19 protein-coding genes and 1 pseudogene are annotated in these 23,069 nt (G+C 27.9%); 7 read left to right on the top strand and 13 right to left on the bottom strand.

Annotated elements, in window-relative coordinates; all coding sequences use genetic code 11:
- Positions 1-11 precede the first annotated feature (11 nt).
- A complete protein-coding gene (locus Q0J90_RS14200) occupies positions 12-317 on the bottom strand; it encodes a hypothetical protein (protein ID WP_297278533.1) in 306 nt (101 codons plus the stop codon).
- Positions 318-502: 185 nt separating this feature from the next.
- On the opposite strand from Q0J90_RS14200, the gene Q0J90_RS14195 reads away from it, so the two are divergent.
- Together Q0J90_RS14195 and Q0J90_RS14190 are read left to right on the top strand one after the other, a co-directional pair.
- A complete protein-coding gene (locus Q0J90_RS14195; RefSeq protein ID WP_297278532.1) occupies positions 503-1,174 on the top strand; it encodes a hypothetical protein in 672 nt (223 codons plus the stop codon).
- Between the two features lie 27 nt (positions 1,175-1,201).
- Positions 1,202-1,954, top strand: a complete 753-nt coding sequence (locus Q0J90_RS14190; protein ID WP_297278531.1) for a hypothetical protein — start codon at positions 1,202-1,204, stop codon at positions 1,952-1,954.
- A 55-nt stretch (positions 1,955-2,009) separates the two neighbouring features.
- Here the strand turns inward: Q0J90_RS14190 and Q0J90_RS14185 are convergent, their stop codons facing one another.
- The 10 genes from Q0J90_RS14185 to glmS form a co-directional block, all read right to left on the bottom strand.
- Positions 2,010-4,220 carry a transcript cleavage factor gene (locus Q0J90_RS14185; RefSeq protein ID WP_297278530.1) on the bottom strand — a complete coding sequence of 737 codons (2,211 nt, stop codon included), beginning with the start codon at positions 4,218-4,220 and terminating at the stop codon, positions 2,010-2,012.
- 4 nt (positions 4,221-4,224) lie between these two features.
- Positions 4,225-5,205 carry a hypothetical protein gene (locus tag Q0J90_RS14180; protein ID WP_297278529.1) on the bottom strand — a complete coding sequence of 327 codons (981 nt, stop codon included), beginning with the start codon at positions 5,203-5,205 and terminating at the stop codon, positions 4,225-4,227.
- Positions 5,206-5,350: 145 nt separating this feature from the next.
- Complete coding sequence (gene hutI, locus Q0J90_RS14175; protein WP_297278528.1) at positions 5,351-6,592, bottom strand: imidazolonepropionase; 1,242 nt, start codon at positions 6,590-6,592, stop codon at positions 5,351-5,353.
- Between the two features lie 176 nt (positions 6,593-6,768).
- The gene (locus Q0J90_RS14170) at positions 6,769-7,476 is read right to left on the bottom strand and encodes a phosphatase (protein WP_297278527.1); all 708 of its coding nucleotides are present in this window, start codon (positions 7,474-7,476) and stop codon (positions 6,769-6,771) included.
- Between the two features lie 8 nt (positions 7,477-7,484).
- Positions 7,485-8,099, bottom strand: a complete 615-nt coding sequence (locus Q0J90_RS14165; RefSeq protein ID WP_297278526.1) for an AAA family ATPase — start codon at positions 8,097-8,099, stop codon at positions 7,485-7,487.
- A gap of 132 nt (positions 8,100-8,231) precedes the next feature.
- The gene (locus Q0J90_RS14160; RefSeq protein WP_297278525.1) at positions 8,232-9,032 is read right to left on the bottom strand and encodes an AAA family ATPase; all 801 of its coding nucleotides are present in this window, start codon (positions 9,030-9,032) and stop codon (positions 8,232-8,234) included.
- A 2-nt stretch (positions 9,033-9,034) separates the two neighbouring features.
- Positions 9,035-9,229: a hypothetical protein gene (locus tag Q0J90_RS14155; protein WP_297278524.1), complete on the bottom strand. Its 195-nt coding sequence runs from the start codon at positions 9,227-9,229 to the stop codon at positions 9,035-9,037.
- A 111-nt stretch (positions 9,230-9,340) separates the two neighbouring features.
- On the bottom strand, positions 9,341-10,300 hold the full coding sequence (locus tag Q0J90_RS14150) for a radical SAM protein (RefSeq protein ID WP_297278523.1): 960 nt from the start codon (positions 10,298-10,300) through the stop codon (positions 9,341-9,343).
- A gap of 12 nt (positions 10,301-10,312) precedes the next feature.
- Positions 10,313-11,344 (bottom strand): deoxyguanosinetriphosphate triphosphohydrolase, encoded by a 1,032-nt coding sequence (locus Q0J90_RS14145; RefSeq protein WP_297278522.1) that lies wholly within the window; start codon positions 11,342-11,344, stop codon positions 10,313-10,315.
- 124 nt (positions 11,345-11,468) lie between these two features.
- A complete protein-coding gene (gene glmS / locus Q0J90_RS14140; protein WP_297278521.1) occupies positions 11,469-13,295 on the bottom strand; it encodes a glutamine--fructose-6-phosphate transaminase (isomerizing) in 1,827 nt (608 codons plus the stop codon).
- Between the two features lie 236 nt (positions 13,296-13,531).
- Here glmS and Q0J90_RS14135 point away from each other — a divergent pair, with 236 nt between their 5' ends.
- Entirely contained in the window at positions 13,532-15,652 is a 2,121-nt protein-coding gene (locus Q0J90_RS14135) for an alpha-amylase/4-alpha-glucanotransferase domain-containing protein (protein WP_297278520.1), read from the top strand.
- Positions 15,653-15,669: 17 nt separating this feature from the next.
- A complete protein-coding gene (locus tag Q0J90_RS14130; protein WP_297278519.1) occupies positions 15,670-16,335 on the top strand; it encodes a dethiobiotin synthase in 666 nt (221 codons plus the stop codon).
- On the opposite strand, the gene Q0J90_RS14125 is transcribed toward Q0J90_RS14130, so the two are convergent.
- Positions 16,327-17,661, bottom strand: a complete 1,335-nt coding sequence (locus Q0J90_RS14125; protein ID WP_297278518.1) for a D-serine ammonia-lyase — start codon at positions 17,659-17,661, stop codon at positions 16,327-16,329. The two genes, Q0J90_RS14130 and Q0J90_RS14125, sit on opposite strands and share 9 nt — an antisense overlap.
- 105 nt (positions 17,662-17,766) lie before the next feature.
- Here Q0J90_RS14125 and Q0J90_RS14120 point away from each other — a divergent pair.
- The 3 genes and pseudogenes from Q0J90_RS14120 (at position 17,767) to Q0J90_RS14110 (ending at position 21,148) form a co-directional block, all read left to right on the top strand.
- Positions 17,767-18,707 (top strand): annotated as a pseudogene (locus Q0J90_RS14120) (carbohydrate kinase family protein).
- 11 nt (positions 18,708-18,718) lie between these two features.
- The gene (locus tag Q0J90_RS14115; RefSeq protein ID WP_297278517.1) at positions 18,719-19,375 is read left to right on the top strand and encodes a hypothetical protein; all 657 of its coding nucleotides are present in this window, start codon (positions 18,719-18,721) and stop codon (positions 19,373-19,375) included.
- A 150-nt stretch (positions 19,376-19,525) separates the two neighbouring features.
- Entirely contained in the window at positions 19,526-21,148 is a 1,623-nt protein-coding gene (locus Q0J90_RS14110) for a CTP synthase (RefSeq protein WP_297278516.1), read from the top strand.
- A 128-nt stretch (positions 21,149-21,276) separates the two neighbouring features.
- Here Q0J90_RS14110 and Q0J90_RS14105 read toward each other — a convergent pair.
- Positions 21,277-23,069 (bottom strand): LysM peptidoglycan-binding domain-containing protein (locus tag Q0J90_RS14105; RefSeq protein WP_297278515.1); only part of this gene is annotated, 1,793 nt, incomplete at its 5' end.

The raw sequence follows: 23,069 nt of genomic DNA, 5'->3' as shown, positions 1-23,069 counted from the left end.
CAAAAAATCCGTTATTTCTTTATAGTATATACTTCATCACGCACAGGCAAACTTTTACGCAAAGCCTTTAAGAAACTTCTTAAATCTCCCATTTCTTTATAATCGTCACATTTTTCTACTGTTCTTCTTGCAACTGTAAAATACTTGTACATCTTTTCCTCCCCAAGTTTTTTACGCCATTGCTCTTGTGCACATTTTACTCTTAGGAGATATTGATTACTATCTATACCGCTTGCTTTTCTAAATAGCACGCAATATCTGCAATTTGCACAATAAATGCCTGTTTCTGACAATTGTTCATTTTGTTCTTCGCTCATAAATACTTACCATAAATTATATTGTTTTTTATATTAAAAGTATAACAAAAATTGAAATTAAAGTCAAGATTGATATTTTGCTAAATTAAAGTACATAATAAATTCCTTCATTATCAATAAACGGCACATTTTATATTTTAATTTATTGATTAAAAAAAGACAGAAATATTACGACAATAAAGTCAATGAAAAACTTACAAAAAATAATAATATTTATACTTATTAACATAATATTTTCTAATATTGTATATGCAGAAGATGCTGCTTTAAATTTTGAAGATATATACGATAAAATGAAAGAAAAATATTCTTCTATTTATCCTAAAAAATTTGAGGCTTATATAAACGGCAAAATAGTTGAAAAACAAATAGCTACAATACCTCAAAAAAGTTATACATCATCTAAAGAAAATATTAAATTAAAATTTACATTTCAGCAGGGTGCTAAGCCAACTTTAGTATTAGAAAATGTTGATAATTTTTATAGAAATATGTTTTCTGTATTTGAAGGGGCTTTAGAAACTACAGGTTTTTATGCTATAGTTGGAAATGCAACAACATATAGTTCATTTTCTCAAAAATTTAATTTAGAAACTATAGATGAAAATAAAAATGAATACAAAATTACTTTAAGAGCTAAAGGCGAAGATAAAAATTACAGCATTAATTATACTGTAAATAAAGAGACTCTATTAGTTGAAAGAGCAGAATATTATAACAAAAAATCTAAAATATATGATGTTAATATTTATTATACAGAAATAGGTGATTATATATTACCTGAAATAATAAAATACAAAAGTTCTGATGGAAGAGTGAATTCAGAAATAGAATTTACTGATATAAAAACATTTTAAAAAATAAAAATAATTGGATTTTGCTTTATGAAAAAAATATTACTATTAGCTTTTTTTATTTCAATGATTATCAATATACATCTTCATGCTATTGATGTACAAAGCTTATTTAATTTATCAAGCAATGGAGACATAGTATATTATAATAGCTATGAAATTAATAATGATGAATACGCTCAAGCTGAAAAATTAAAACTTGATTTACAAAAGCAAGGATATAATGTTTATTCAATTGTAATTGCTAATGTACTTCCTAAACAAGGTAATGAATTTATAGCTCTTGTATCTTCATTACATGGAGATAAAATCATAATATACAATGGAGATAGTGAAGAATTCTCATATTCAACTGGAACATACAGCAAAAATGCTGCTATAGATTTAGAAAATTTTTATGATGCAAAAAACGAAGTTGGTATTATAAAATACTACATATTAAATGAAAACGGACAGGACAGGGATATATATATGTATATGTTTAAAATAGACGGAAGCGGTGTAAAATTGATTGCTGATATATCCTTTTATAAAGAAATAAATTCAATGAAAAGCTCTGTTATTACACAAATGAATAATATATTTGAAGATATAGACGGAGACGGAATATATGAAATGTTAGTAGAATCAAGAGAAAAAGTTGTTGGAAGAAATGACAGAGTAGAATATCAAATATACAAATTAAGTAAAACCAAAGGAAGATATGAATGCATTATGTCTTCATGGCTTGAAGAAACCCCTGTGGACTTATCAAAATACTTTGAAAAGAGCATAAAAAAATAAGAATATAAAAAAATAAAAAAGGGACTTATTAAAGTCCCTTTTATTATTCTTATAATTATATTTTCCAATCCGGAAAGCGTTTTATAACAGCTGATATAATATCTGTTTTATAATGCTGCTCTAAATTTACAAGTTTTTGGAATTCGCTGAATATAATTTTTACGTCATCTTCAGATTCATTTTGTATAAATTTAAGCAAATATTCTTTATCAAACACTAAATCATAAACTACCTTCAAAAGCTTTCTAGCCTGTGCAGAAGTTTCTTTTTTATCAAGCATTTTTGATAAATGAGGAATAATACTTAACAAACCTATCATAAGTGAATTTTTATTTATTTTAATATCTCCCTCTATATCATCATAATATTCCCCGTCAAGTATTTTTTGTGCAAAATATACAAATGATTCCGGATATTCTCTGTAATGAAGGAATATATCATCTATAGTTTTAGCAAGCATATCAACTTTTCCGTCAGCAAATAATTTATTCACTATCAAATAATTATTTTTAACCTGAGAAGAATACAGCATTTTTAGTATTATATTATAATAATCATCTCTTCTTCCATCCCATATAGCCTTTATAAATTTTTCTCTATAGTTGGAAGAAGGTAAAACCTCATAAATATGAGTATAATCTTTAACATTTTTTACTATATCTGATAACAAAGGTATATCTTTATCACTATTAGAAGACTGGCTTTTTAAAAGTATAGTACTTATAATTCTAGCATCATCTTCTGCTTTCTTATCTTTGGAAATACTTACGAAATAATTATTCATCTCTTTAGCTTCATCAGAGTTTGAATTATGAGTGTAAGTTAAATATTCCATATAAATTTGATACTTTTCAAAGAAATCATTTGTTTTATTAAATTTAGATAAACTTTCAGCATCATAAGTTTCCGCTTCCTCATTATAAAGAAAAGTATTTTTATCAAATTTAACTGTAGTAGAAGCTCTAACAGATTTTTTAGCACTTTCGAGCCATTTAGTATAAACTCCTTCAGCAACTACAATACTAGGCTTTGAGGTTAATTCTTGTTTTAAATCTTTTGTATTAATAGTTTTTCTATACTTCAATATTATAGTTAATAACTCTGTAGGATTCTCTTCTGCTATTTTTTTTAGTTCATTAAGTCTGTAAGCCTTATAAACATTTATATCATCATCGGATAATGTTGTAAGAGATTGTATAGCCATATCAAATGTCATCTTTCTTTCATCATCCTGCTGCACAAATTTAATTTTTAATTCATTTATATTTATATCTTTTATTTTACCAACACCGAAATTTCTATGAATAACATATTTATCAACATCATATTGTATATATTTTTCAAATATTTCTATACATTCTTTAGGTTTTTTATTAACATTTGTTATTGAAGATATCTCTTCTATTTTTTCAAAAAGAGTATGTTTAGGGTATAATCCTTTATAAACATCAACAAGTCTATGTCTAAAAAATTTAGCCTTTTTGTTATTTTGAGCCACTATATCCTGCTCATAATTAAGAAGATTTTTAATAGTCTTTAATGCATCATTATAACGGCTGTTTTCCAAATAATGTAAAAATATTAATTTCCATACATCTATCATAATATTAGAATCAACTAGCTTTTTAAGATCATTTTCATGCTTAAGCAAATAATTATAGTTATCAGGCTCATATTGAAGAACTTTTTTTATATCACTTTCTGCATTATTTCTTTCTCTAATAAGGTTTCTCTCAAAAGCTATTTTATAATAATGAACAGCACTGCTAATATCCCCAGCTGCTTCTTTAGTATGTGCAATCTTTTCAGGAAGTTCAGGATTAGATACATCAAACTGTATTAATCTTTCCAAAACTTCTAATGCCTCAGCTTCTCTGTTAACACTTTGATAATAACTGGCTAAATATCTTAAAGCATAATCGCATTCATAATATTCATCTAAAATCTTCTGAGCTATAAACTCAACAATATTCCATTTCTTAGCATTTTTAAAAATACCCAAAAGTTTATCTAAACTACCGTCTGTGTAATTTTCTATTTTTAAATTTAATAATCCGCTAGCATATAATGCTGATATATGATTAGGATTTTTTTCTAATTGCAATTTAGCAGTATCTATAGCTGAATTTATATCATTAGTATCATTAATATCATTTACAATAGCTGCTAAATCAACAAAATACTTAGTAGTATAATTGAGCAAAGGCTTTCTTGTAAATGTTTCTTCTGAAAATATATTTTCTAATTTTTGTAGAGCTTCTGACATCTTGTCACCCCTTATCTAGTATTTTTATGTAGTATTGCAATAAGTCCTTATCTATCATAGCCATCTTCCTGCCCCATACCTTTACTTCCTCAACATCAGAATCACTATTTCTCATAATAAGATATGTTGTAAGGAATGCATAAGATGATAAAAGTTTAGGTGCTGTTATATCTCTTAATTTAAGCTTTCTGTAATCTGCTTCCAATCTTGAAATATTCTTTCTAAGTTCAAATTCTTCTTTTTCACTTAAAGGTCTTTTGACATCTAAAATGTTCATCAATTCACCATAAGCACTCATCCACATTATTATCTCTTCCTGACTATTATTATGAACCCCCCTCTTAATTATTATATCTCTAATTTCTCTTAATACATCAATGCTTATATTTTCAAATTCTATACTTAAAGGATCGTAAAATAAAGCATCTCTTATATACATCTTGGATTTTTTCTTATCTCCAAGTATATCATAAATCATAGCTATAAAACTTAGAGTATTTGAATTATAAGGCTCTATTGTATTCAAATACTCATAAGACTTTAAAGCCATAGAGTAATCCTTTAATTCTATAAAAGCATTTGATAATAAATGCAGCTCTTCACTTCCTTCAATATCATCAGTATTTTTATTCATTATTAATTTAATAGTTTTATTATAAACAAAATAATGTATAGCATTTACTGATATTAAATCTTCATTATAAGATTTATTTCCTATAAAGGCTCTAAATTTCTTATAAGTAGAATCAAGCAATTTACAATACTCTATACAATTATTTTTTACACTATTAAATTTATCAAGTCTATTAATCCAAAACTTTACACAGGATATATTTTCGTAAAGATTTGAACATTCAAAATCCATGTACATGATTCTGTCAAAATCTTCCATAGATTCTTTAAATAAACCTTTCTTTAATTTACTTTCTATAATGTTGAAAATATCCTTTACAGATTCTTTTCTTGAAAACAATTCATCTGCCATTATATTTAAATAAACTACTCCCTTAAAAGGTAAAAATGTATAGAGTTATACACATATAATGATATAATATAATCAAATAAAGAGAAATTGTCAAGCAAAAATGATACCCCCTTATGCAAAAAGGGATACAAATGTAGTATATGTATTATAAAGTATCGATTTGATATGCTATATTACCTGATTTTAATACCATATTGCATAAATTATCATCTAAAGTATAAACTAAAAAATTTAAATTATATGAATTCCATATTATAATATCTGCTTTTTTGCCGACTTCTATAGTACCTATTTCATCTCCCCTATTTATAGCACAAGCCGCATTAATTGTTACAGCATTTAATATCTCTTCCGGCTTTAATTTATATAAAATATAAGACAATTTCATAATAAACTGTATATTATAACTTGGACTAGATCCAGGATTATAATCAGATGCTATTGCTATAGGAACATCCATTTCTATCATATATCTTGCCCTAGCATAAGGCATACTTAAATAAAATGAAGTGTTAGGCAAAAGCACTGCTACAACACCTGACTTTCCTATAAGGCTGATGGCTCTATCATCGGACATAATTAAATGTTCGGCACTCACTGCTTTAAATCTTGCTGCCAAATATGAACCGCCGCTTGTTTCTAATTGATCCGAATGAACCTTGAGTCCCATATTATAATCTTGGGCAGAATTGAGAATTTTATGAGTCTCTTCCATATCAAAACCGCCTGTATCGCAAAATACATCGCAAAATTCTGCCAATTTTAATCTGGATATTTCCGGTATCATATCATTACATATAAGTTCTATATATGCCTCTCTGTCATTTTTATATTCATCCGGAACAACATGCCCTCCCATAAAAGTTGATACTATATCAATTTGATGATTATTATTCAATTTTTTCATAACTTTTAATATTTTTATTTCATCTTTAAGAGTAAGTCCATAACCGCTTTTACCTTCAAGTGTTGTAGTACCATATTTTAACATATTATCTAATACAGGAAGTGTTTTTTTATAGAGAAAATTTTCTGTTTTATTTCTAGTATCTTTAACAGTTGATAGTATGCCATAACCGGATTTTATTATATCTAAATAACTCATATTTCCAGTAACTATATTATACATTTCATCTTCTCTTGAACCTCCGAAAACAAAATGTGTATGGCAATCTATAAGTCCTGGTGTAACTAAAAGTCCATGAGCATTTATAGTTTTTTTAGCTTTAAGTCTTTTATTATCACCAACATACTCTATAATTCCATCTTTAATACCAATAGCAGCATTTTCATAAAATTTAACATTGCCTTGATTTTTACCGGATAATGGTGTATTACCTTCAGCTGTTACTAATGATCCTATATTTTTTATTAAAACATCTAACATAAAACCTCTCTAATTGTTACATTACTAATCAATGATATAAAATATTAAGTTACTATATTATTATAATAGAATTTTACATATATAACAACAAAATAAATTTTAAATTAAAAAATATATATATTCAAATATAGCAAATTAATTAAAGTTTTAATAAAGAAAATGAATGTAATAAAATATTATTTTTGAATTTTAAGATATTCTATTAATCTATCATAATCCGAATTCAATATAAGAGTTTCCGGAAAGTCTATATCATTTAACATATTAACAGCGTCTGTATGATCTCCAACCTTATATTTTGAATGAGCATCCGAAGTAATTACAATATTTACTCCATATTTTTTACAAAGCAATGCTACCTCTTTACATATAGGTGCACTTCCAGGTCTCACAGTAAAAGATGAAGAATTAATTTCTATAAGTTTATTATAGTCTTTACACATCTTTATAATATAATCCATATCAAATTGAAATCTAGGATTTCCAACATGCCCTAAACAATTAACATCTTTATTCTTTATAACTTCCGCATAACCATTTGTATGCTCTTTAACATTAATAGGCTGTATGGCATCTTCATGATATGATGCTATGACAAAATCTAAATTAATTAAAATATTAGAACTTAAATCCAATTTTCCGCTGTAATCAATAATATTAACTTCAGCTCCTTTTAATAATCTAACTCCATTAATATATTCAGGCAGGCTATGCATAGCCTTAAAATGTACAGATTTAGCTCCATCACTTGAAGCAGGCCCATGATCTGTAATAGCTAAAGCTAAAAAACCTTTATCCTTTGCTGCATTTAACATTTCATCTACTGTACTATATGCATGTTCACTCACTAAAGTGTGCGTATGTAAATCAGCTATTATTTTCATGCTTATTATTACCTTGATTTTGCTATTTTTTCTATTATATCAACCGTATTATCAATACCTATAAAATCACTATTTAAACAAGCATGATAATTTCTTGCATCTCCCCAATTTTTACCTGTATAATAATTATAATGTTTTGACCTTAATTTATCTCTCTCTTTTAATATCTTTTCTATATTAGAGGCATCAAGTTTATATTCATTAACAGCACGTTTTATTTTACTATCAATATCAGAATAAATAAATATATTAATGCAGTTATCAAAATTTTCTAACACATGATTTGCACATCTTCCAACTATAACGCATGAATGTTTGGACGCTACTTCTTTTATAACATTGCTTTGTGCAAAAAACATAGTGTCCTGCAAAGATTCCCCATTGCCGAAAACCATATTTCCAGCATAAGAACCAGTTATGGCAAAATTAAACAGAGAAGAGCCTGTCAGTTTTTGCTCATTTTCTTTAATATAATCCGGAGAGAATCCTGTTTTATCTGAAGCCATTTCTATTATAGCTTTATCATAAAAAGGTATATCTAGTTTCTTAGCAACCATTTCTCCAATATACCTGCCGCCGCTTCCGAATTCTCTGCTAATAGTTATAATAATCTTTTTATCCATAATAATATACCTCTGTTTATATCTTATAAGTAATAGTTTACCAATATTATGTATATTTGTCAAATTTAAATTACTATTTGAAGTTAATTTTTTTATACCAAAGGATGATATTAATATTACAGAATAAGCATATTAGAAAAAATCTGAGAATGTTTTTTCTCTGGCATTTTCTTCTTTCATTACTCCTATATCATAAAGATATCTTGTAACAGCTAAAGAAAACCCTCCCTTTATAGGAGTTTTAGGATAAAGTATTATAATAGGTGTTCTCTTTTGAACAGATATCATAACTTTTTCCTCATCAAAAAGAACAGGACCTAATAATACCAAATTTATATTTAACGAAAATTTTGCTGAAACTTTTTTAATTTCTCTATATAAATTTATAGCCCAGTCAATATTTTTCACTTTATTCACTATTAAATACATCTTGTCTGTCATATTATTAACATATATCATTTTCATTAATCTATAAAGATCTGTCAAAGCAGTAATTTCAGGATTGGCAACAAGTATAATATCATCAGACATTTCATAAAAACGCATCATAGGCTGAGTTATACCTGCAGCATAATCTATAATTACATAATCATAATCATCAGCTAAAACTTTTAAATCTTTGGCTAAATTAGATAAATTAAAATCATTTTCAAATTGAACAAATCTCTGTATATTAACTCCTGCACTTATAACATCTATACCATATTCGCTTTTAATAACACAGTCTTTTAATGTTAAAGTACCTTCAAAATACTCCTGCAGCTTAGACTGAGGCTTAACATGAAGTAATATAAAAACATTAGAACAGTTAATATCTATATCAAATACCAAAACTTTGTAGCCTCTGGAAGCTAATTCGGCGGAAAAATTAACTGAGCATAAAGTCTTACCAGCACCGCCTTTGCCGCTGGAAAAAGATATTATTCTTCCCATAATTATTGTCCCGTATACAATTTTAATACCTGAGCCACTTTTAATCTAACATTTTCATCCCAATCTAATATATGTGGCTTTAATGCTTTGATAACAGCTATTCTATCAGCTGTTGAAACTATGCTTACAAGTTCATCAAGAGCATTCAATCTTTTTTCTACATCCTCGCTTTCTAAATCAGCAAGTATTTCTTTCATAATTTTATTCCTATAGATAATATAGTATCTCAATATAATTATACATCATAAAATATTTTCGTCAAAAAATAAAATTATTAAATTAAAATTAAAATATTTTAACATTTTTAATCATAAAAAAGGCTTTTCTTTAGTAAAATCAGGTAAATAATTCTCAGAACTTTCCATTTCCTGAACTAATAAATTTTCAAATCCTAAATCAAGAGCATAATCAACCAAATCATCATACTCATTTTTATATAATTTCCTATTTATATTTTCAAAACTGCATGCTTTAAACTTAGGGTTATATTGAGACATCAAAGATATAGTGCTTTTTAAAAAATCTCTCTCTTTTAATTCAATTAATATATCATAAGAATCCGATTCATTATTAGGCAATATTAAATGCCTTATTATAATACCGCTTTTAGCAATGCCGTTATCATCCAATACTAAATCGCCAACCTGTTTTTTCATTATTTCTATTGCATTAATAGCTACATTAAAATAATTTTCAGCTCTTGAATATTTAAAAGCTTTATCATCAAAAACATATTTCAAATCCGGCAAATATATATCAACAATACCATTCAAGCAGTCTAATAATTCTTCAGTATCATATCCATTTGTATTATAAACTATAGGAAGATTAAGTCCTTTTTCAAAAGCAATTTTTAATCCTTTCAAAACAGGAAATATTACATGAGTAGCACTAACCAAATTAATATTTTCAGCCCCCTGCTTTTCCAAATCCAAAAAATAATCAGCCAATGTTTCTATATCAATTATATCTCCCACTCCGTCAGAACTTATTTGATGATTCTGACAAAATACACAGCTCAAATTACAGCTTGAAAAAAATACTGTTCCGCTTCCTCCTTTGCCTACAAGCATTGGTTCTTCTCCAAAATGAAGAGTATGAGATGCCGTTTTTACATGGTTAGTATCCTCAAAAATTTTGCATCTTCCTATCTTTTTTTCATTACGGTTAGTATTGCATATATGTCCGCAGCATACACAATTATCATAAAGAAGTTCGGCTTTCTTTAAAGCATTATCTATGTTTTTTAAATGTTTATCATTATACATCTATTATAGCCATTATATATAATTTAGTTTTCCATAAGTTATTTTTTTATGAAGACTAATTGCTTCAGAATCAGTTAGATGAGCAACATAATCTTTAACAAGTTCTTCATCACTAGTATATGGAATATTTGCCTTTTTGAATAATTTATCTTCTTCTATTATCTCTTTATGCTTCATTAAATATTCAAATATAGTTGATACTATTCTATTAACACGTTCTGCATCTTCAAGTATCGTTTTACTCTCATAAACAGTCTCAAACATAAAAGCTCTTAAATCATTTATAGCTTTAAGTACTTTTTCATCTATATCTATTTCCATTTTTTCCATACTTGCTTCTATAACAGCCATAATCATAGTATCAGCTCTCTCTCCATAAGTATGCCCCAAAACATTAGTTATATCTTTAGGGATATCATCTAATTTTAAAAGCCCGTATCTTATGGCATCATCAACATCATGATTGGCATAAGCAATAGTATCTGATATTCTAACAATCATACCTTCATTTGTGCATGGGCCTGATGAATCTGCTATCAATTTTCCGCTTTTTCCTTTAGTATGTTTTATAATACCGTCTCTTACTTCAAAACTTAAATTAAGTCCTTTACCTTTTTCTAAATGTTCAACCACTCTTAAAGAATGCGAAGAATGATGGAATCCTTTAAAATATTTAGCTATAGCTCTCTCTCCTGCATGTCCGAATGGAGAATGTCCCAAATCATGTCCGAATGATATAGCTTCTGTTAAATCTTCATTCAATCTCAATGCCCTTGCTATACTTCTGGCTATTTGCATAACTTCAAGCGTATGAGTAAGTCTTGTCCTAAAATCTCCTACAGAAAGCATTATAACTTGTGCCTTATCTTTAAGACGTCTGAAATATTCGCTGTGAACTATTCTGTCTCTGTCCTGCATATAAATAGTTCTTATATCATCTTTTTCTCTAGGGTATACAGTTCCTTTACTTTCGGATGAGAATGCAGCTGCCGGAGATAAAAAACTTTTCTCTCTAGTTTCTATATCAAGTCTTATAGCTCTCAAAATAAGTATCCTTTAAATATAATTATGTTAATAATAAATTAATTAATAAAAAAATACAATAAAAATCTTATTACAAATAAATATCATATTTTGAAACAGCTTTAAATGTAATTTATTTTTTATGTTATTCTACAGTAACACTTTTAGCTAAATTTCTAGGCTTATCAACATCGCATCCTCTTATTACTGCGGTATGATAAGCTAATAACTGCAATGCTACTATTGAAACTATAGGCATAAACATATCTTCAACCTTTGGCAAATAAACTATTTTTCTGTAAGCATCTTTGTCTATATCTATACCATCTTTTACAAAAAGAAGAACATTAGCACCTCTTGATATAACTTCTTTAGTATTGCTTATCATCTTAGCTAATATTTTCTCTTGTACAGCCAAAGCTACTACAGGAGTATTATCTGTTATAAGAGATATGGCTCCATGCTTAAGCTCTCCTCCGGCATAAGCCTCGCAATGTATATAGCTAATCTCTTTCATTTTTAAAGCCCCTTCCATAACTTGATAATAATCTAAATCTCTTCCTATAAAAAATATGCTTGAAGCTTCTTTATAATCAATGCATAAATCTTTTATTTTATCATTCATCAAAAGAACATCATTAACAGAATCTATAGTTTGAAGAAGATATTTAATAAGACTTCTTATATAATTATCATCTTTCATTTCTCTTGACATCATAATCTTGAAAGTTATTAAATACATTATAGCCATTTGCACAGAATATGCTTTTGTTGAAGCTACAGATATTTCAGGACCTGCATAAGTATATATAACATGATCAGCATTTCTAGCTATAGAAGAGCCATTAACATTAACTATAGCTAAGCTCTTACATCCTTTTTCTTTTACTAAATTTAATGCAGCTAAAGTATCAGCTGTTTCTCCGGACTGAGATATAAATATAGATAAAGTTTTATCCGTAAGTATTGGGTTTTTATATCTAAACTCAGAAGCTATTTCACATTCTACAGGTATTCTGCAATTATCTTCTATAAGTCTTTTACCTATCATGGCAGCATGCATAGCTGTACCGCATCCTACTATATAAACTCTGTCAAAAAATTTCCAAAAATTTTCATCCTCAATTCCGTCTCTTTCAAAATTTGGCACTCCCTTTACTATTCTAGGCTCTATTGTATCAAGCAACGCCTTAGGCTGTTCATTAATTTCTTTAAGCATAAAATGATCATACCCGCATTTCTCTGCCTGCTCTACAGTCCAATTAGCTTCTAATACCTCATAATCAACTTTTTTCAAATTCTTATCATAAATGGTTATGTTATTTTTTTCTAATACAGCAATATTGCATTCTTCTATCAAAATATATTTATTAGTATATTTTAATATTGCAGGTATATCCGATGCCAAAAAATTTTCATTCTTTCCCAAAGCAGCTATCAACGGAGCACCTTTTCTAATAGAATATACCTTTTCAATATCATCTTTAAATATCATGGCAAATGCATAAGAACCTTCTATTATATCAACAGCTTTTATTATGGCACTTAAAGGGTCTCCATCATATAAAGAGTCTATTAAATTAGCTGCAACTTCTGTATCAGTTTCTGAAAGGAATTTGTATCCCTTATTAATTAAATCATTTTTTATATCCTTATAATTTTCTATAATACCGTTATGAACAAGTGAAAGTCTTGATGTAGAATGAGGATGTGCATTTATATCTGAAGGAGCTCCGTGCGTTGCCCATCTTGTATGCCCTATTCCTATATTAGAATTTATATTATCTCTTGACTCTACAATACTTTTTAAATTTTCAAGTTTTCCTTCCGATTTTAAAGTAACAATATTATTATTTGAATTAACCACAGATATACCGGCTGAATCATATCCTCTATATTCTAAAGAAGATAATCCTTCCATTAAAATATCAACTGCATTATTATTACCTACATATCCAACTATACCGCACATATAAAAATTTCCTTAAATATTTATTTTACCAAAAAATAGCAGTTTTTTAAAAATTGCGTTTTTTTGATAATCGAAAATTTTAAAATAAAATACAAAAAAGTCAATACTGTTTTTAGTAATACTGTAGATAAAATTCAAACTAAAAAACTTTACAAAAACATATATTTAGTATAGAATTATGTTAATTAAAATTAATATTATTACGAAATTTTAGATAATAAAGATAGGGTATAATAATGAAAACTATAAATTTAATATTAGGAAATCATAATCATCAGCCTGTAGGAAATTTTGATTTTGTATTTGAAAACACATATAAAAATGCCTACAAGCCGTTTTTAGATATTTTAGAAAAATACAAAGATATAAAATTTAATTTTCATTATACAGGATGTCTTTTAGAATGGATAGAAAAAAAACATCCTGAGCATATATATGCTTTAAAAAGATTGGCCTCTGAAAATAGAATAGAAATACAAAGCGGCGGTTTTTATGAGCCAATAATGCCTTCTATACCTAATAAAGACAGAAATATACAAATAAACAAATTAAATAAATATATAGAAAATAATTTTGCTGTAACACCTAACGGAGCTTGGATAGCAGAAAGAGTTTGGGAGCCTACATTAGTTAAAAGTCTGGCAAAAAACGGACTTAAATATATAATGCTTGACGATTCGCAATTTTTAACTACTGGAATAGATACAAAAAATATGTTCGGGTATTTTATTACAGATGATGAAAATTATAAATTAAATATATTCCCTATATCTCAGGAGCTTCGTTATCTAATACCGTTTAGAGAAGTAGAAAAGTCCATAGAGTATTTAAAATCCATAGCAACAGAAGAGGGCGACAGAGTTGTTGTACTACATGATGACGGAGAGAAATATGGAGATTGGCCTGGTACTCAAAAATGGGTTTATGAAGATAAATGGCTTGAAAAATTTTTTGAAGCACTTACTAGAGAAAAAGATACAATTATAACAACTACATACAGCGAATATATGCAGAAACATCCTCCAATATCTAAAATATATATACCTACAGGTTCTTATGAAGAAATGCTTACTTGGGTATTGCCTGCTAAGATACAGGATGAATTCCATTCAAAACAGGAAGAATTAAAAAAATCTGAAGAAAATGAAATTATTACAAGATTTATGAGAGGCGGGTTCTGGAGAAATTATTTTGCTAAGTATTCTGAAAGCAACAGAATGAATAAAAGAATGATATTTACTTCAAACATGATAGGAGAAATTACAGAATCTAATTATAAAGAAAAAGAAGCAGCCTTAGAATATCTTTTAAAAGGTCAATGCAATTGTCCTTATTGGCATGGAACTTTCGGAGGACTTTATTTAAATAATTTAAGACATGAAACTTATGCTAATTTAATCAGAGCTACTGAAATTTCATTAGAAAAAGTATATGGAAGAAAATATTTCTTAAACCATAACTTAGATTTTGATATGGACGGAAGAGAAGAAATTATAATATCATCAAGAAGAGAAGCATTTTTATTCCATACTTTAAGCGGTTCTATAATAGAATGGGATTTAAAAACAGAAAACCCAATAAATTTAATAGACTGCTTAAAAAGAAGAGAAGAAGCATATCATATAGCAGCTATGAGAAATGCTAATAACAATCAAAATGATAATGAACATGTATCAATACATGAAATAGCAAAAAAAGTAGATGAAAATATAGCTAAGTATTTAGTATTTGATAAGAATGAAAAAGTATTTGCTGTTGATCACTTTTTGAATAAATTACCTACTGCCGAAGAATTCCAATTGTTAAAATATAAAGAAAATGCTTCATTTTATGAATCATACTATAATGTTATTGAAAATATCATAAACAAAGATTATGCTTCAGTATCTTTTGAAAAAACTTCAAAAGTGAATGGAAAAGATATTCATTTGATAAAAAGATATGTTGTTCAAAATGAAGGCGGTTTTTCAGTTGAAGCAATTATAGAAAATAAATCTAATGAAGATATAGAATTTGTATATGCTTTAGAAAATAATATAACATTGCTTGCAGGAAATGAACCTGACAGATATTACACAGGAGGAGACGACAAAATATCTGTTAATCTTTCAAGTGCGGGAGAATATCATGGAACTATTTTCGGTATGGTTGATAAAGGATATATAAAAGTAAATGTATCAATGGAAGCCAGTGATGAGACAATATTCTTATATATGCCTAATTACACTATATCTGATGCCGTTGATAAACTAGAAATGAATTATCAAAACTCTACAATAGTTTGCTGTAAGAAGATGTATTTAAAACCTAATGAAAAAATTAAATATAAATTAAAGGTAGAAGCTAAGGATATTTAATTTTAAGGGTAATTTTGATGGAAATATTTTGTGTTATATCAGACAAAAAGCATGCAGGAAAAACCTATATATCTTCACATATAGCAGCATCATTAAAAATGTTCGACAAAAAAGTATGCTATTATAAACCTTTTATCATGGAAGTGCGTGATAATAAATTATTTGATGCTGAATACATAAAAAATACTGCTAATTTAAAAGCTTCGGATATATTTGTTTCTTATGCCACTAATGGAAATATATCTCCTCTTCACAGCATTAATGCCAAAATAGATGAAAGAGATATAACAGATTTAATAGATGAAAATAAAGAACATTATGAATATATGGTTTTTGAATCATTATGCTTATACGATCCTATAAAAGAAAATTACAATTTTATGGATTTGATACTAGATATAGAAAAAGAAAATAGCATAAATATTATACCTGTAATAGAATATGACTCTAATGTTATACATTCATCTTTAGAACAGGTGGAATTACTGCATACAAGAGGATTTAAAACACCTTTTATTATAATTAATATAAAAAAAGATGTTTTTGTTTCCAATAGCGTTATAGAATATATAAAAATGCAAATTAATCCTATAAGAGTTCATGTTACTGAATTTGATAATGATTCTAAAAATAAAAAAATAGAATCAATAAAATATCCGGACATAATTAGAGAATTAATTTAAATATGTTTCCAAATATTTCTTTTTTATATCATCAGGTATAAGTCTTCCGCCTGTAGCCCAGCATATATGAATAGAATTATGTAAAATATCTTCTGTTAAATTATATTTTTTACAATAATCTTTAGCAGCATCAAATATATCAAATCCTACAGCTCCGGCAAATGCAGCACAGCTTGAAGGCTCTATTTGTATATTTTCAGAATGATTAAGAAGCCTTAAATAATCATAAAGCTTATAATCATAAACTGTAAAATCACCGGAAATAATATTTGTCATTATTCTTGTAACGAAACCGGAAGGACTGGCACATGCAAGCCCATCAGCCTCAGTAATTCCGGATATTCCAAAATCATGTACATTAGCTTTTTCAAACTTCTGTGTGGCTATTCCGAGCAAAACGGAAGGACAATTTACCGGCTCTGTAAAAAAACAATGAACATTATCTTTAAAAATTCTTTTAAGTCCGTAGCTTACTCCTCCGGGTGCTCCTCCTACTCCTGCAGGTATATATACTATCATTTGATGTTTTTCATCTATTGTAATATTCATATCTTCCAATTGCTTTTTTAATCTGCCGGCAGCAACAGCATATCCTAAAAATAAATCAACAGATTTTTCATCATCTACAAAATAACTATTTTGATCCGAATCTGATAGTCTTCTTCCTTCAGCAACAGCTTTAGAGTAATCATCTTTATATTCTAAAACTTCAACTCCTCTATTTCGCAAAAGTTCTTTTTTCCACTCTTTAGCATCTGCTGACATATGTACTTTAACTTTAAATCCTATTGCAGCACTCATTATACCTATAGACATTCCTAAATTACCAGTAGAACCAACTTGAACAGTGTAATTATTAAAAAAATCTTTCATTTCAGCAAATTTTGAATAATCATCATCTTTTTTTATCATAGAATTTTTTAAAGCCAAATTTTCAGCATGTTTAAGAACTTCATATATTCCAGCCCTAGCCTTTATTGAACCTGCTATATCAAGATGACTATCCATCTTTAAAAATAGTCTTCCGTTTATAGTGCATTTATAAGTTTCTTCTAAACTTTTTTTCATAGCAGGGATTTCTACTATAGGAGATTCTATTATACCGTTATTCTTTTTGGTTTCTTCAAAGCATTTCTCTATAAAAGGAGCAAATTTTTTTAATCTGTTTTCAGCATCAAGTATATCATCATCAGAAACAACTAATTGACATAAAGCATCTATAATATCAAATTTCAAAAGCCTATCATTTATCCATAAAGTTTCTTTTTTTTCAGAAACTTCTTTAATAACTTTGTTAGACTTTATATATTCTTCAGCATAAGACATATTAATACCTCAATAAAAATGTATTTAAAATATAGTAAAAAAATATAATTTGTCAAAAAATAACAATTTGTTATAATATATTTTAATTATAGTAAAAGGTATTAAATGAAAGATTATATATTATCAATAGGCGGATCTAATATAGATATACAAGGATTTTCAAAATCTAATATTATTTTAAAAGAATCAAATCCGGGTAAAATAAATATATGTGCAGGAGGAGTAGAAAGAAATATCGTTAATAACCTCTCTAATCTTGGGCTTAAAGATATTAAATTCATTACTTCCATAGGAGATGATATATTTGGAAATATACTTTTTGATAATATTAAATCATTGGGAATTGATACTTCATATATAGTAAAAAAGGAAGTTCTACATCATATATTGCTGTTATGAATAATGAAAAAGACTTAGAAATTGGAATATCTGATATGGATTATTTAGATAAAAACATCAATATAAAATATTTAGAGAGCATTAGAGAAATAATAGAAAAATCAAAATTTATAAGCATATCTGCTGTAATGAATAGAGATATATTTGAATATTTGATAAAAGAATTCCAAAATAAAAAATTAATAACTGATGCCGTTTCCATAAAGAAAGCTCTAAATATAAAGGGATTAGAAAAAAATATTTATGCCTTGAAAACAAATGCCAATGAAGCCTCTTTTTTATTGGATAAAGATATTAATACTATAGAAGATGGTAAAGAAGCTGTAAAAACATTTTTAAATAAAGGAATAAAAGAAGTTTACATAACATTTGGCGGCAATGGTATATGTTATGGTACTTATGATAAAGACTATGCTTTCCATTTAGAAGCACCTAATGTGGATATTATTAATGCTTCCGGTGCTGGAGATGCTTTTATGTCAGGCATTATATACTCAATATTTCATAATTATGATTTGGACAAAAAAATAAAATTTGCTGCTGTAATGTCAATGCTCACTTTAGAAAATGAAAACGCTGTTAATAATGATATAAATTTTGAAATAGTAAAAAATAAAATTAAAACAATTTTCGATATAAAAATATAATAGGAATATAAATGATTATAGAAAATGTATACCTAAACAATTTTACATCATTTAAAGATTGTTATATAACATTCTCTGATAAAATCAATATATTTGTTGGAGATGATGATAATGCAAAAATAGATTTATTAAAAGCTATTTATTGCTTGGATGAAAAATTTTATATAAATAAAAAAGAAGGAGAAATTTATTCAATAGCATCGGAAGAAAATTTTCCGTTTTCATCTATCACATCTTTAGCTGGAAAATATTTAGCACTTAATGTATGGAGAATAATTTTTAATGAATATATACATTTTGTACCATTTAATATTATAACAGATGAAAATTTTACAGCAGACAGTACAATAGATAAAAATTCAATAATAACATCTTTCGATATTCATGTAAAAAATAAAAATGCTTTTCCAATAAATAAAAAATTTATATATACATCAAAAAATATAGAATTAGAAAATATTGATAAAGAAAGTATTTTATTATTTGATGGATTAGATTATAACTTTACATACGATTTCATAAATATGCTTTTAGAATTATCAAAAACGGGTGTGCAAATATTTATAGCAAGTAATTCTAATTCAGCATTTCAAAATTTTCAATCAAATAATAATATAAAATTACACTATTTTAATTTTGATGAAAAAAATGGAATTATAGTTAAATAGCAGAAGTTTAAAATGAAAATTACTAATATATAAAATAAAAAATAATAAATTTTATAAGAACTTAATAATAAAATTTACTTGATTTAATAATTATTTATGATAATGTTAGTAAGGTTGATAATAAATACAATAAAATAAACAGAGGATTATATGAATACTAAGTATATATTTGTAACAGGCGGAGTTGTATCTGGACTAGGTAAAGGAATAACAGCTGCTTCTTTGGGAAGACTTCTAAAAGCTAGAGGATTAAGTGTAACTATACAAAAATTTGATCCGTATATTAATCTTGACCCTGGTACTATGAGTCCATTTCAGCATGGAGAAGTTTTTGTTACTGATGACGGAGCAGAAACAGATTTGGATATAGGGCATTATGAAAGATTTATAGATGAAAATTTAAATAAATACAGCAATGTAACAACAGGAAAAATATACCAACATGTTATAAATATGGAAAGAGAAGGTAAATACCTTGGAGAAACTGTTCAAGTTATACCTCATATTACTAACGAAATAAAAAGAAGAATATATAGAAAAAATGATACTACAAAAACTGATATAGTTATAACAGAAATAGGAGGAACTATAGGAGATATAGAATCATTGCCATATATTGAAGCTATAAGACAAGTAAAAACAGAATTAGGTCAGGATAATGTTCTATATATACATGTAACTTTAATACCTTTTATTAGTTCTTCAGAAGAGATAAAAACTAAACCTACACAGCATAGCGTTAAAGAACTTATGCAAAGCGGTATTATACCAGATATTTTGGTATGCAGAACAAGCAAGCATTTACAGGAATCACATAAAGCTAAAATAGCATTATTTTGCAACCTGCCAAAAGAAAATGTATTTGAAAATTTTGATGAACCTAACATATATGGAGTACCTTTGATGCTTGAAGCTCAGGGACTTTCTAATGTTGTATGCAAACATTTTAAGCTTGAAACAGCTAAAATAGATTTAAGAAATTGGACAGATTTGGTATGCAAACAAAAAAATATAGCTATACAAAATGAAAGAGTAAAAATAGCAATAGTTGGAAAATATATTTCTATGAAAGATGCTTATATATCATTAATAGAGGCATTGAATCATGGAGGAATATATAATGATATAAATGTAGATATAGAATGGATAAGTGCTGAAGATTTAGAGAAAAATGATAATATATCATCATATTTTGAAAATGTACAAGGATTAATAATACCTGGCGGATTTGGAGAGAGAGGAATAGAAGGAAAAATAAAGGCTATAAAATATGCAAGAGAAAATGAAATACCTTACTTTGGAATATGCTTAGGTATGCAGCTTATGAGTGTTGAATTTGCTAGAAATGTTCTTAAATTTGAAGATGCTAATACTTTGGAAGTAAATGAAAACACAAAACATCCTATAATAACACTGATGGAAGAGCAGAAAAAAAGCATACTTAAAGGCGGAACTATGAGGCTTGGAGCTTTTAACTGTGAAATAAAAGAAGGAAGTTTAGCTCATAAATTATATGGAAAAACATCAATAAGCGAAAGACATAGACATAGATACGAATTTAATAATGATTATATAAATGATATGGAAAAAGCTGGATTTATCATAACAGGAAAATTAAAAGATGGAAATCTAGCAGAAATAGCAGAAATAAAAGACCATCCTTATATGATAGGCGTACAATTTCATCCGGAACTAAAATCAAGAATAACTAATCCTCATCCTTTATTTGTAGGATTTGTAGCTGCTGCTAAAAATAAAAAATATAAAAAATAAAACATTATAAATAAAATGATAAGAAGACTTGCTTTTATAGAAGTCTTCTTATAAAAAAGCCATGCATGATTATCTTATTTCATGCATGGCTTTATTTTTACTTACTAAGTATCTTTGCTGCCTAGTTATTAATTTGTAGTATTAATTACTCCCTCAGCATTTTGCTGCTGTGCTGCTGATGTAATAGCTTCATCATAAGTTAGATATTCTAAAGTAGGATCATAAGTACCTTCTCTAACTTCTCCATTAATACTAGGTATAGTTAATACTTGACCTGGTAATATTAAGTCTGGATTATTAGGATCTCTTAATACATTTCTGTTTGCCTGATACAACCTATACCATTGTATTGGATCATTATATATGTAAGAGTAACCTGCTATTCTCCATAAAGCGTCAGTTAAACGAGTTCTCTGTACAACTACATAATACATTGGAAGAACAGTAACTTTACCATCAGCATTAACATTTCTTCCTGTATTAGCATCTATTATATAACCAGGATCTGTATTCAAATCTACATCTATCAAATCACCGTCTATAGGTCTCTTAGGACCGGCTTCGAATATAGCATTCATAGTTTGATTAGCTCTATTTATTTTTTCCTCAGCTAAAATGTTATTATTATTATTAAGAGCATCTTCAGCTTCTTTTATAACTCTAGATAAATTTACATCCTCATCAGTTTCAGGAATTATATATCCATCATCAACAAGCTGTTTATATCTATTTTTAACTTCTTCTAAATTCTTCTGATTTTCTTCTCTAGCTATAGCCTCATTGCGAGCTTTAATTATATCATCCATATTTTTAGAAGCCTCTAAAGCTTTTTTGCTTGCTGTTGCAGGATCATTCTCAACTACTCTGTTAGCATCAGCTAAAAGTGTAGAAATATTTTGATCATTCTCATCACCTTTAGTGATTGTACTATCGCTTATAATAGCATTATATTTTTGCTGAGCATTATTTATATCCTGCTTAGCTTTTGCTATAGCCTGCTGTTTAGCTCTAGCTGCCTCTTCAGCTTTTCTTCTAGCTTCTGCTTCTGCTCTAGCTTTTGCCTCAGCTTCTGCTTTTAATCTAGCTTCTTCAGCTGCCTTTCTTCTAGCTTCTTCCTCTGCTTTTCTCTTAGCTTCCTCTTCAGCTTTTCTTTTAGCTTCTGCCTCTGCTTTAGCTTTTGCCTCTGCTTCTGCTTTTAATCTAGCTTCTTCAGCTGCTTTTCTCTTAGCTTCCTCTTCAGCCTTTCTTTTAGCTTCTGCCTCTGCCTTAGCTTTTGCCTCAGCCTCTGCTTTCTTTCTAGCTTCTTCAGCTGCTTTTCTCTTAGCTTCCTCTTCAGCTTTTCTTTTAGCTTCTGCTTCTTGTTCTGCTTTTAATCTAGCTTCTTCAGCTTTTCTTTTAGCTTCTGCTTCTTGTTCTGCTTTCAATCTAGCTTCTTCGGCTGCTTTTCTCTTAGCTTCCTCTTCAGCTTTTCTTTTAGCTTCTGCCTCTGCTTTAGCTTTTGCTTCTTGTTCTGCTTTTAATCTAGCTTCTTCAGCTGCCTTTCTTTTAGCTTCCTCTTCAGCCTTTCTTTTAGCTTCTGCCTCTGCTTTAGCTTTTGCTTCTTGTTCTGCTTTTCTTCTAGCTTCTTCAGCTGCTTTTCTCTTAGCTTCCTCTTCAGCTTTTCTTTTAGCTTCTGCTTCTGCCTTAGCTTTTGCTTCTTGTTCTGCTTTTAATCTAGCTTCTTCAGCTGCTTTTCTCTTAGCTTCCTCTTCAGCCTTTCTTTTAGCTTCTGCTTCCGCTTTAGCCTCTTCTTCTGCCTTTCTCTTAGCTTCCTCTTCGGCTTTTCTTTTAGCTTCTGCTTCTGCTTTAGCTTTTGCCTCAGCCTCTGCTTTTCTTCTAGCTTCTTCAGCTGCTTTTCTCTTAGCTTCTGCCTCTGCTCTAG

This window comes from uncultured Brachyspira sp. (assembly GCF_944390595.1).
Lineage (GTDB): Bacteria > Spirochaetota > Brachyspiria > Brachyspirales > Brachyspiraceae > Brachyspira.
Note: the sequence above shows the minus strand (reverse complement) of the source record. Positions and strands in the feature narration are given on the sequence as shown.